Here is a 12,822-nt window from a genome sequence, read left to right on the forward strand (position 1 = left end):
CTTTCCTACCTGGGATTCGGTCAAGACAAAAGTCGAGCCGGTCCCGCCCGTGATCGCCGTGCCATCCGCCTGCCAGTGATAAACCACCGCCCCCAGACCATCCAGGTCCGCCAGGGTATGGGAGGCGGTCAAAGTCTGACCCTGAGTTGGGGTACCGCTGAGGATGACACCACCCGTGGGGGCATCGTTGACATTGGCCACCGTGGCGGTTGCGGCACTGGTGAGGCTTTCACGGGTTCCATGGCCATCCGTATAGCTGGCCGTCACCGTGATGGCTTGGCCCACCTGGGATTCGGTCAGAACAAAGGTCGATCCCGTGGCGCCCGGAATTGTGACGCCCGCGGCTTGCCAGTGATAAACCACCGTCCCCAGACCGTCCTCATCCTCCAGGGTGTTGGAGGCGGTCAAAATCTGACCCTGGGTTGGGGTGCCGCTGAGGGTGACGTTGCCAGTCGGCACATCGTTGACATTGGCCACCACACCGGTCGCGCTGCTGGTGATGCTTTCACCGGTACCCTGGCCATCGGTATAACTGGCTGTCACCGTGATCGCCTTGCCCACCTGGGCCTCGTTCAACATCAGGCTCGCCAGGGTCGCTCCGGCAATCGCGCTGCCATCCGCATTCCACTGATAATGGAGCACCCCCAAACCATCCCCATCCGCCAGGGTATGGGAGGCGGTCAAAATCTGACCCTGGGTTGGGGTGCCGCTGAGGGTGACATTGCCTGTGGGCATGTCATTCACCAGGGTTACCCGCGCCACATGAGTCGCCGTCACCGGACTTGCCACCCCGTCGGAAAGCACGATGGAAAACGTGACATCCTGGGACCAGTTGACCCCAGGGGTGAACATCACCCCGGCCAACAGGGTATTCAGATCGGCCACCCCCCCGCTGGCTGACCAGACTCCATTTGCAAACGTGGAATGCGCACTCCCGGCAGAGGCGGTGGACAGTGTCCCGGCCCCCGCATCGCTCAATGTGACGGCAACCGTGAGTCGGGCATCCGCATCCACATCCCCCACCAGGATGTTACCCAGATTCAGAGGCGATCCATCCTCGGTGAAGCGGTCTTCGTTGCCGGGGACAATCAGGGTCGGGGGATCGTTCGCTGGCTGAATGGCAATGGTGGCGGTGGAGGCCGGAGAGTTCCGATTCGCATCCCCCGCGTCCACCACCACATACTCCAAGGTGGCGGCGGTTTCCCGGTTGGCGTCGGGGGTGAAACGCAGATCCACATGGCCCTGGTTCAAGACCAAACGGGTTCCGCCAGCCCCCAGAGTGATCCCGCTGCCATCCTTACCGCTGGTCACGGTTCCTCCGGTCACGGAGAGAATCCGGATTTCACCGGGAACCTGACCGAAATCCGGATCAAACAAAAGGGCGGGGGTCAACCGTATATTGGCCTGGGAGGGTGGCGACGCATCCTCGACGATGGTCACCACCGTGTTGCCGCTATCGGTGACCGTCACCGGACCACCGGCAGCGGGCAGATCGTTGGCCGCCACGACAGTGACCCGCTTCAATCCTTGCAAGGCCATGCTGCCATCGCTGACCAACGTGGCGATGGTGAAGGTCCGATCCCAATCCGCCGCAGGAGTGAAGGTGACCTGAGACAACAGCCGATTGACATCCACCAACGCTCCATTGGCCACCCAGGTGGTGCCATCGAAGGTGGAGGTCACCTTGCCTTCGGTGGCCACCGATAGCGTTCCCACCGAGGGGGAAGCCAGGGTCAAGGTCACCACCACATTGGCGCTGTCCGGATCGCTCACCACAATCGGAGTCAAAACAAAAGCCGCTGCCCCTTCGGCAAACGTCTCGGGGGCGGACAACTCCGTGGCGGCGGGAGGATCGTTGACATTGGTGACCGTGATCGACAGGCTTTTTTCCAGGGTCAACCCCCCTTGATCCTTGACCCGGGCCACCACCGAATAACCGCCGGCATCCTCGAAATTGGCCAAGGCGTCGGGTTTCAATTGCAACCGGTTGTCCACAATCTCAAACAGTCCGCTGGGGTCCGAAACCAGTTCAAACGCGGCCACATCCCCCCGGTCCGGATCCGTGGCCAACAGCGTTCCCACCAACGCCCCCGGGGTGTTTTCCGCCACCGTGGCGCCGGAAAGAAACAGATCCCCCGGAGCCTCGTTGACATCCGTGACGGTGATGGTCCAATCCTGTTCGGTGGACGCACCCCCCGAATCCGTGGCGCGCACCCGTACCGTATGACTCGATCCGGCCTCGAAATCAAAGGCAACCCCGTTCGCCAATTCCAACCGATTGCCAGTCAACCCAAACCATCCACCCGGATTGGCCACCAGGGTGAAAACAACCGAATCCCCCGCATCCGGATCCGAAGCCGACACAGTGCCCACGACCGCGCCGATCCGGTTTTCGGCGACGGTCAAAGCCGACAGACCCAATCCCCCCGGAGCCTCGTTGACATCGTTGACCCGGACGACAAACGCCTGTTCCACGCTCGCCCCGGCGGTATCCGTGGCCCGCACCCGTAGCGTATGGCTGGAGGCCAACTCGAAATCCACCGACTGATCCGGCTTGAGACGCAACGTGTCGCCGTCCAGGGTGAACACGCCCGCGCCATCGTCCACCAGACTGAAGGTCACCCCATCGTTATTGTCCGGATCCACCACCGACAAGCGGCCCACCGACTCCCCGATGCTGTTTTCGCTGATGGAGGCGTTGGTGAGAGCGATCCCGGTGGGGGTTTCGTTGACATTCCCCACCGTGAGGGTGATGCTCTTTTCAAAGGTGGCTCCTCCTGTGTCCGTGGCCGCAATGCGCACCAGATGGGTGGTGGCCGTCTCGTAATTGGCCGCCTTGTCGGCCCGCAGGCGCAACGCGTCACCCGCCAGCTCAAACAGACCGGAAGGATCGGAGACCAAAGCCAAAGTCACCCCATCCCCCACATCCGGATCCATCACGCTCACCCGTCCCACGGTGGCGCCGATGTCGTTTTCCAGCAAAACCGTATTGGATAACGTCAGATCCCCCGGGGCCTCGTTGAGATCCGTGACCGTGAGGCTCCACGCCTTTTCCAGGGAGAGTCCCGCCGTATCGGTCACCCGGATGCGCACCACATGGGAGGAGGCCTGTTCAAAGTCCAAGGCGCTGCCCGACTTCACCCGCAATTCGGCGCCTTCCACGGTGAACAGCCCGGAATCATCCCGAACCAAAGCGAAAGTGGCCGTATCCCCCCCATCCGGATCCACGCCCGCCAGGGTGCCGACCAGCGCCCCGGCCTGATTCTCGGTCACACGGGTTGTGGACAAGGTGATCTCCGTGGGCGCCTCGTTCACATTCCCCACGGCAATGGTGAGATTTTTTTCAAAGGTGGCCAGGGTGTTGTCCGTGGCCCGCACCCGGATCGTCAGGCGTTCGGCGTTTTCAAAGTTGGCCGCCGCATCCGGTTTCAATTGCAGAGTATCGCCTTCGATCCGGAACAATCCGGAAGGATCGTTGATCAGGCTCAATGTAGCGGTGGCATCCGCATCCGGATCCACCACCGACAACACCCCGACCGTGGCACCGGCCTGATTTTCGAGAAGGGTGGCGCTGGACAGTTGAATGTCGGTGGGAGGATTTTGCAGATCCGTGACCTCGATGCGAAACTCGGCATCGAAGGTGTGGGCCGCCCCATCGGTCACCCGCACCCCGAGCAGATGGGATGTCGCCCCCTGCACCTGGGCGCTTTTGCCCTCCTGAAGCTTGAGGGTCTCCCCGACGATTTCAAACAGTCCCATGGGATCGGAGATCAGGGTCAAGGTCGCCTGATCCCCCACATCCGGATCCGACACGGTCAAAGTCCCCACCACGGCGCCGGCCCGGGTCGCGGAGACCAGGGTGCTGGACAGATCCAGACCCGTTGGGGACTCGTTGACATCGGAAACCCCGATCACGAAGCTTTTTTCAAAAGAAAGTCCACCCCGATCCAGGGCCTGCACCCGCACCGTTTGGGAGGCGGCGGACTCGAAATCAAGAGCCACATTCCCCTTCAAGGCGAGCTGGCCATTGGTCAATACAAACAGCCCGCCTCCATCGTTGACCAGTGAAAAACTCACCACATCACCCAGATCCGGATCCAGCGCGCTCAACGTGCCGATGACAGCGCCCGCACTGTTTTCGGCGACCTTGACCGAAGACAGGGTAATGTCCGTGGGAGCGTCGTTGACATCCGTGACCATCAAGGTCCACTCTTTTTCCAAAGAGGCACCCGAGCTGTCGGTGGCCCGCACCCGCACCAGATGGGACGCCGCCAACGCGGCATCGGCCATGGCTCCCGCCGCCAGTTTCAAGGTGGTGCCCTGGATGGCAAACAAGCCGGAAGCATCCTGAATCAACTCGAACGCAACCCGATCTCCGGCATCCGGATCCACCGCCGAAAGGGTTCCCACCACCGCCCCCGCGCTTTTTTCCGCGATCGTGCGGCTGGAAAGGGCCATTTCCGTGGGAGCCTCGTTGATATCCACCACGGTGATGGTGACATTTTTTTCCAAGGTGGCGTTGCCCGCATCCGTGGCCCGGATGCGCACCGTGTGGGTGGCGGCGGATTCGTAATCCGCGGCGACACCGGCCTGAAGTTTCAAGGTATGGCCATCCAGGGTGAACAGGCCGTCGGAATCCGCAACCAAAGTCAAAGTGGCCGCGTCTCCCAGATCCGGATCCGTGACCGTGATGGTCCCGATGGTCGCCCCGGCCTGATTTTCCGTCACCCGCGTCGCCGAAAGGGTCAGATCCGATGGGGCTTCGTTTAGATTGGTGACCGGCAGGGTGAACACCGTTTCCAGGCTGGCTCCCCCCCGATCCGTGGCCCGGATCCCCACCTCATATTCCGCAGCACTTTCGTAATCCACGGCGACCCCGGCCTTCAGCCGCAGTTCCGACCCTGAGATCTCGAACACCCCCGCTTTGTCCGTGACCAACTCCCAAACCACCTGATCACCCGCGTCCGGATCCGTGACCGACAAAATACCCACCGTGGCGCCGGCACTGTTTTCCTGCAACGCCCGGCTGGAGAGGGCCATCCCGGTCGGGGCCTCGTTGACATCGATCACCCCCACGACAAAACTCTTCTGGAAGCTGGCGCCGGCACTGTCCGAAACCTGGATGCGCACCCCGTGGGAGGTGGCGGACTCAAAATCGAGCGCCTGATCCGTTTTGAGTTTCAAGGTGGCATCCACCACCTCGAACCAGCCGGACGGATCCCCCACCAGGGAGTAGGACAGACCCGCGCCGGAGTCCGGATCAACCCCGGACAAGGTTCCGATCACCGCCCCGGGTTGATTTTCCGCCACCGAATGGTTAGACAGCAGCAGGTCGGTGGGCGGAGCGTTGACCACCACCACATTGGCCGGTCTGGGCGCCGCGTCCAGCAGACTCACCGGCACGGGCACGGCAACCGGCAGAGGCGGGTCCGGCAAAGGCGGGGGTACGACGGGCACGGTGGGCATCGGGACAACCGGACCCGGTTCGACGGGTCGGGCGGTTTCGGCGACCGGCGCGGGCGTGGCCGGGGTGGTCGCCGGGGTGGTGACAGCCGGAGCCGATGGAGCCGGGTCCGCACGGGGGGATTCCGTGGCCCGGTTGGGGTTGTCGGCCAGCGCCACGAACGGGGCGATATCACTCACCCGCTCCACCCCCTGCCCCGTGGCCATGGCCACCAGGGTTTGATCCACATGATCGCTTTGCAGGCCGGAAAGAGTCTGGGCGATGCTTTCCGCCATGGCCTTGGCTTCGGTCATGGCCTGGGCAACGGGCGTGCCGGATTGAAGGGTTTCCCCCAGGGTTTCGGCAAAGGAGCGGCCACCGGGGAGATTGACCAGCGCCTGTTCCAGATTCTGACCGCTCGCCATGGCGGTCATCAGTTGGGCCGCCTCGGAGGTGACCGGCTGCTGCAAAGTCGATCCCAAAGCCGCCACGGCCTGCGGCGCGGCCACCGCACTCTCCAACGCCTGCAAGGGAGAACGGCCCGCCTGGATCATCTCCGTCAGCACGTTTTGAAACAGGGCGGCCCCGTTGCCGGTCAGCAGACCCGGCATGCCATTCAACGCCCCGTCCATGGAGCCGCCATTGGCCATGGCCAACAATAGCGCCCCCATGGGGGAATCCACCCCCGCATGGGCCGCGCTGGCCGCCTCCCGGGAGGCGGTGGCCGCTTTCGTGGCGGTGGCCTGGGCCGTGGCCATGCTCTGCCCTTCGGCCAGGGCGGTCATCAAGGCGTCGGCAAAACTTCCGGCCCCCTCCCCGCCTCCCCCCGCCGATTCCAGGGAGGCGTGAACATTGTCTCCGCTGGACAAAGCCGCCAACAGCGACAGGGTTGGCGTCATCGGCCCCTGAAGCGCGCTTTCCCGGGCCACCGCATCCCGGGAGACGGTGGCGGCCTGCTGGACAGCCACATCCATCCGCGTCCCCCGTTCCAGGGTATCCAGCAAGGCGTGCTGAAAGGTTTCCGCGCCGGTATTGCTCCCGGACTCGTTCTTGCCGATCAGGTCGGCGAACAGGCCATCCAGGGTTTGTCCCTCAGCCAACCCTTTGGAAAACAGTTCGAGAAAAGTGGCCTGTCCGCTATCCGGACCCTGCACCGCGCTCCAAACGGCCATGGCCGAAGTGGTGGAGGCATGGGCCTCGGCCAAGGCGGTTTTGCTGTCCGCGCCACTGGCCAGGGCATCCAGCACATTCCGGCCCAACAACTGGGTGAATGGCGCGCCGCTCTTGTCATCCGCAGGGGGGGCGACCTTGGCCAGCCACTGATCCACCGTGGGACTGTCCTGATCCCCGGCCAACACCGCAAGCAGACGATTGGCCTCATCGGTGGGCTGTTCCGGGGTCAAGGCGAGATGAATCTCATGCCAGAAGGCCTTGACCGCATTCCGATACCCCTCTTCGGGGGCTTCACCGCCGCTCAACTCCCGCAACAAAATGGTTTTGAACCGGCTGATGGCCTGCGTCACATGGGGAGTTTGGGCGCCGAGGGTATTGGCCTTGTCGCTGTGTACCGACAACAGCCTGGCAAACGTCTCGTCCAGACCTTGACCACTCCCCATGGCGGAAAGAAGCGCCGCGATCTCTTGCGGGGAAATGTCAATCTCGGGCACCGGCAAGGCGTCGGTGGGGGGTGAAGGGTGCGGTTGGGTGTTGGGCATGTCGGTCATCCATGGGGAGAGGCTAGGTGGCCAGCAGGACAGACGACACCAAAAATGCGATCACTTCCAGCCGAATTCATTCTAGCAAAGCCGCAGAACGAAATCCAGCAATCCCGAAGCGATGACACATTCGATAATACCATCAAAATGAAAGAGTTGACCAAAACCGCCCCGGGGAGCGCCAACACCACTCACCGGCTGTCAGGATTCCACCATTTCCATCTCGTTCCCCTTCTTTCCGGACCCTGCCAACCACGCGGCCATTCTCCCGACAGACCCATAAAAAGTAATTGTTTTTTCAATATTTCGATCAATACCGCTCCCGCACCGAAAGGACGGCATGGGGCTTGCTAAATGTTCCGCAAACCGGAGACGAAAAATGGCGAACAAAGATTCATGTTTTTATTAATTTTATGAAAGTACAGACTTTTTTTAATTCTACTCTATAAAGCTTCTCACAAGAACACAATCAGCGAAAATGACGGTCCGACCCCCGGGTCAAGCCAATTTTTCGCGACAAACTCAGAGGAGACACGGGAACATGTTGGAACGGCGATTTGTCTTGAAAGCGATGGCGTTATCCATGACAGGGTTGCTGTTGCCGGTCTCCATGGCGCATGCCGCCATGAAGCCGCGGATCACCGATGTACGTTTCTCGACCACACCCAACCGTACCCGTATCATTTTCTCTCTGAATCAGGAAATCAAACACTCTCTGGCCGCCATGAAGAACCCCGACCGGGTGGTCCTGGACATGCGGGATACGGAAGTCTCGACCGATTTGAATCTGTTGACCTTTTCCGATCCGATTGTCCGCAAGATCCGCACGGACGCCCTCAACAACGGCACCATGCGCACGATCTTTGAACTCAACGAAGAAGCCCGCACCCGCGCCTTCATCCTCAAAGACACGGATGGTGGACGGCCCCGTCTGGTGGTGGAGTTTGTCTCCAGCGACGCCAACAACGAAGCCAATGCCAACGAGCCAACCCCCAAAACCAGATCGGTTGCAGCCCGGGGCAACAGCAACAAACGGGATATCGTCATTGTGCTGGATCCGGGACATGGCGGCATCGATCCCGGCGCCATCGGAGCCGGTGGCGTCAAAGAGAAGGATGTGGCCCTGGCGGTCGCCCGGCGCGTGGCCCGCGAGATCAACGCCACTCCAGGCTACAAGGCCTTCCTGACCCGCAACGAAGACCGTTTCATCGGCTTGAGCCGTCGCTGCGCCATTGCCCGTTACCATCAGGCGGATCTGTTCATCAGCCTGCACGCCGATGCGTTTCACATTCCCTCGGCGCGGGGGGCTTCGGTCTACTGTCTGTCCGATCGGGGCCGTCCGACCCCGGTTCCGGCCAATCGTCGCTCCCTGATGCTGGGCAACACCCTGCTGTCTGCCATTGCCAGCACCCCCAGCCTCTCTTTGCACTTCAAGACCATCAAACAGGCCCGCTTCGCGGTGCTCAAAACCCAAGAAATCCCCTCGGTCCTGGTGGAAATGGCCTTCTTGAGCAATCGACAGGAAGAAATGCTGCTCCGCAAAAACTCCCATCAGGCTTCTCTGGCCAAAGCCCTGACCCAGGGAGCCAAGAATTTCGTTCAGCAAACCGGTTTGGCGTAATGCGTCAACGTGTCGTCCAAGTCCGATCCGATTCGGCCAGCAGCGATTGTCTGAATGGGACCGCACCCAGAACATATTTCATGGCGCAACGGAGATTCTACACCATGAACCACTTTTCCACGACATGTGTTGTTGATATCCGGGGCGCCAACCGTTCCGCCCGCTTTCGTCCAGGCGCTCCTGCGCCGCAACTTCCCTAAAAGCCTTTCCAAAAACGGCCAGCATCCTCAAAGCGTAACGATCCCATCATGACCCGGATCGGCCTTGTGAAGCTGGATCATTTATTACTTTAATTTTCAAATCTTGCGAGATACGCAGGATTCATCCTGCTTTGATCGCACGATCGTGGATGTGCCGGGCATTTCAGAAAACTTGAATTTCTGACAGAAAAAGCCAATCCGCATGGCATGAAGCGTGCGTAGGCAAGGCACTCCGAATCATTCACTCCAAAGACCGCCAGAAGGGAATTTTTCCCGCATGTCGGCCCTTTTGCATCGAGTGCCCCATGGATCGTTTTGCTCGACTTTTTACGTTGCAGTTTCAGTTGGGAGAGTCGGACACCCGAATCGGGGAGTCCGAAACCCGGAAACCCCGACTCGGGAGAGAGGAACAATGGCGGGTCATCGATCGCACCATTGTGATGTTTGGTCCCCCTGCGATCATCAACCATGTCTGGTCTCTTGGGATGATGGATCTGCCCTTCACCGAAGAGGAAACACAGGTGGAACTGATGGATTGATCCGGATTACCATCCCGGCATGGGCATTCCACCCCCCTTGGGGTCACAGGTGACACCCTGATAGTGACGCTCCAGGCCACGATAGTAATCCACACAATTTTGCCGCATGTAGCCGGATTTCGGACATTGGCTCAAACCATCCTCCACCATGCGTTTGCCCCAGGCGAGTTGCTCCATGCAGGCGCGCCGCCACTGGGCGGCGGGGGAGTGATCGACCATGGGTTGCTGGATGCGCGCCTGGGGAACGTTCATCGCGGGAGTGGTCGCCGGCGGAGGGGCCGAAACACTGCCAGGATCCACCACGGAGGGGTTGGCGGCTGCACCGCTGGGTTCCTCCACCGGAGGAACCGGTGACATGGATTGGGCTGGAGCCGAGGCCATCGCTGCCACGGGGGGCGGAACTGCCGGGACTGGAGCCGCTGCCACGGGGGGCGGAGCTGCCGGGACTGGAGCCGCTGCCACGGGGGGCGGAGTTGCCGGGACTGGAGCCGCTGCCACGGGGGGCGGAACTGCCGGGGACGGGGCCGCTGCCACGGGGGACGGGGGCGTCGAAGCCGGTTTGGCGGTTACAACAGGGGCGGCGGGCTTTTGGCTTGCCGTGGGGGATCCCGTCTCATGGACAGGAGCGGTGGGGGACTTGACGAGACGAGGCAAGGATGATAATTGATTGAACAAAAAGAAAAAACCAACCCCAACCCCGATGCCCACAGCAAATGGCGCGAACGTACGAAATATCCAATCAACAAAACGAATCAATGTCTTTCTCCCTGAACGCAATTTCAGCTGGTATCGAAAACCTCCATAGGGTAGATTAACGGATTGCAAACGTTGCATCAATGAAAAGCAACCTGAAAAAAAATTTTTTCATTCTTCCTTTGCTGCAATGCGAGAAAGAAATATTTTAGATCCTAATCTCGACACGGGCGATACACGACCGCAAGCAAGGGGACAACTCAGACCATGGACCTCGCCAACCAGATTCAGGAACTGCTTGACCTCAGCCGGCAGCACCTCGGAGACGAAGCGGTCGAGAAGATCGCCCGCGCCATCGACCTGGCCTGTCGGTTTCATCACGGACAGGTACGCAAGCTGGATCGCGCCCCTTACGTCACCCACTGTCTGCAAGTGGCCAAAAGCTGTCTGGAATGGGGCCTGATCGACGTGCAAGGCATTTGCGCCGCGTTGCTGCACGACGCCCAGGAAGACGCCCCTCCCGAACTGGAAGCCGAACGCACCATCGGGGAATTTGATCCGGTGGTGCTGAATCTGGTGGAGGCGGTCTCCAAGATCCGCAATCTGCACACCGGCAGCGGGGATATGCCCGCCACCTACCGCCGCATTCTGATCGCCGCCTCCCAGGATCTACGGGTTCTGCTCATCAAGACTTTCGACGTGCTGCACAATTCCCAGACCCTGGAGGTCCATGGCTCGACCAAAGCCAAAAACAAAGCCAGTCTGGCCTTGATCTATGTCGGTGTGACCCGCCGACTGGGAATCATGGAGTTGGCCGACGCCCTGATCGAGCTCACTTTGCCCCATCTGATGCCGGTACAATACCGCCGCGCCCAAAAAACCATTCAGGATCTGCTCAACCGTGGCGCGGCGAGCATGCAACGTCTGGCCAAAAACCTGGATCTGGTCATCGGAGAGGGGCTGGCGGAACAGTTCATCATCGAACCCAAAAGAATCTCTGATTTTTTCTATCTGACCGAAAAACCCGGCACGGGTCGTCTGCTGTTGATCGGTTGGCCGGTCTATCGCCTGCGTCTGCTGGTGGAAGACGATGACGCCGCTTGGCGGGTACTGGGCAAGATGCACTCCATTTTCGGGCCACTGCCCAGACATGTGCGGGATTATCTCAACGCCCCCCGGGTCAACGGTTTCCGCGCCTTGACCACCCGCATCATCTGGGATGGCCATCCCCTCAACATCCATGTGGTGCGCAAATGCGACGAACTGGCCAATCGCCTTGGCGTGCTGGCCCAGTGGGGCATCAGCGGTCCGGATCCCACCCGCTACATGCGGCTTTTGGCCACGCTGGGGGACAGCGATCTGCGCATGTCGGAAGTCCATGCCCATGTGCTACCGGACATGCTCGATGTCTACACCCCCCAGGGGGACCGCTTCACCTTTCCCGTGGACTCGGTGGTGGTGGATTTCGCCTACATGGTCCATACCGAACTGGGGGAACGGTGTATCGGGGCCAAAATCAACGGCATCCAGCGTCCCCCGGAATTCCCCATGTCCGACGGGGACGTGGTACGGATTCTCACCTCCAAGGGAGCCCGACCGCAGCGCTCCTGGCTGGATCATGTCAAAACCGCCCGCGCCCGCACCCTGATCAAACAAGCCCTCAAAAACCAGGAAGCCACCGTTCGAGGCATCAACCGCAACTCCGCCACCGGCACCTTCCAACTCACCTCGCTCACCGGCAAGGACATTCTCTGGTCCACCTGTTGTCTGGCCACTCCCGGTATGCCCATCGTGGGCCGACTCTCGGAAGATGGCCGTTGGATCGTACACGCGGCCACCTGCATCAAGATTCAGGGATCCCAGTGGGAAAAGGGACAATGGGCGATTCAGCCCGGTTCCGAAGCGTTGCAGATCACCTTCACGGTGCGCCATCGGGCGGGAGCTTTGCTGGAAGTGCTGGAACTGCTGGCCAAAATGGGCATCAATGGCCAGACCATCCAGGGCAAAGGACGCACCTCGGACATTTATGTCATCAGCATGGAAATGGATGGCAAGAAACCGTCGATCCTGGGCAAGGTGTTGCACGAACTGTTGCGTGTCAGTGCCGTTCAAGAGATCTTGAGCTACGGCTGGAGACAACCGTATGATACGGGCTCACCGAATCCTGCCATTCGCGACATGAATTGAACCTTACTCAGGATGCCGAACCATGAAGATCTTGATCACCGATGACGAAGCCCACAATCGCCTGTTGATGGAAAAGATCCTCTCCCCGTATGGAAATTGCGACCTAGTGGTCAATGGCAAGGAGGCCGTGGAGGCCTTCGAGATGGCGCTGCTCGACGGGGATCCTTATGATCTGGCCTGCCTGGACATCATGATGCCGGAGATGGATGGTCAGGAGGCGCTGCGAAGAATCCGCGACATCGAACGGGAAAACAACATCGACGAAACCCAAGAGTCGGTCATTTTCATGGTGACGGCCCTGAACACCGAAGAAAATGTGGTACAGGCCTTCTTCCGGGGAGGTTGCACCGACTATCTCGCCAAACCCGTCACCCGGGACAAGGTCGTGGAAAAAATGCGTCAGTACAACCTGATTGAAGAATAA

7 protein-coding genes are annotated in these 12,822 nt (G+C 60.4%); 5 read left to right on the plus strand and 2 right to left on the minus strand.

Annotation, left to right across the window (positions count from 1 at the left end):
• The coding region (locus HQL98_14935; GenBank protein ID MBF0273342.1) for a cadherin domain-containing protein at positions 1-7,158 on the minus strand (7,158 nt) is incomplete at its 3' end.
• Between the two features lie 541 nt (positions 7,159-7,699).
• Here HQL98_14935 and HQL98_14940 point away from each other — a divergent pair.
• On the plus strand, positions 7,700-8,779 hold the full coding sequence (locus HQL98_14940) for an N-acetylmuramoyl-L-alanine amidase (protein MBF0273343.1): 1,080 nt from the start codon (positions 7,700-7,702) through the stop codon (positions 8,777-8,779).
• Between the two features lie 505 nt (positions 8,780-9,284).
• Positions 9,285-9,518: a hypothetical protein gene (locus tag HQL98_14945; GenBank protein MBF0273344.1), complete on the plus strand. Its 234-nt coding sequence runs from the start codon at positions 9,285-9,287 to the stop codon at positions 9,516-9,518.
• A 6-nt stretch (positions 9,519-9,524) separates the two neighbouring features.
• On the opposite strand, the gene HQL98_14950 is transcribed toward HQL98_14945, so the two are convergent.
• Complete coding sequence (locus tag HQL98_14950; protein ID MBF0273345.1) at positions 9,525-9,875, minus strand: hypothetical protein; 351 nt, start codon at positions 9,873-9,875, stop codon at positions 9,525-9,527.
• Here HQL98_14950 and HQL98_14955 point away from each other — a divergent pair.
• The 3 genes from HQL98_14955 to HQL98_14965 all read left to right on the plus strand — a co-directional run bounded on the left by HQL98_14955 (position 9,869) and on the right by HQL98_14965 (position 12,822).
• Positions 9,869-10,159 carry a hypothetical protein gene (locus tag HQL98_14955; protein ID MBF0273346.1) on the plus strand — a complete coding sequence of 97 codons (291 nt, stop codon included), beginning with the start codon at positions 9,869-9,871 and terminating at the stop codon, positions 10,157-10,159. The two genes, HQL98_14950 and HQL98_14955, sit on opposite strands and share 7 nt — an antisense overlap.
• Before the next feature lie 319 nt (positions 10,160-10,478).
• A complete protein-coding gene (locus tag HQL98_14960) occupies positions 10,479-12,398 on the plus strand; it encodes a bifunctional (p)ppGpp synthetase/guanosine-3',5'-bis(diphosphate) 3'-pyrophosphohydrolase (GenBank protein ID MBF0273347.1) in 1,920 nt (639 codons plus the stop codon).
• Between the two features lie 22 nt (positions 12,399-12,420).
• A complete protein-coding gene (locus HQL98_14965; protein ID MBF0273348.1) occupies positions 12,421-12,822 on the plus strand; it encodes a response regulator in 402 nt (133 codons plus the stop codon).

Source organism: Magnetococcales bacterium, assembly GCA_015231755.1.
In the GTDB taxonomy this organism is placed as follows: domain Bacteria; phylum Pseudomonadota; class Magnetococcia; order Magnetococcales; family Magnetaquicoccaceae; genus Magnetaquiglobus.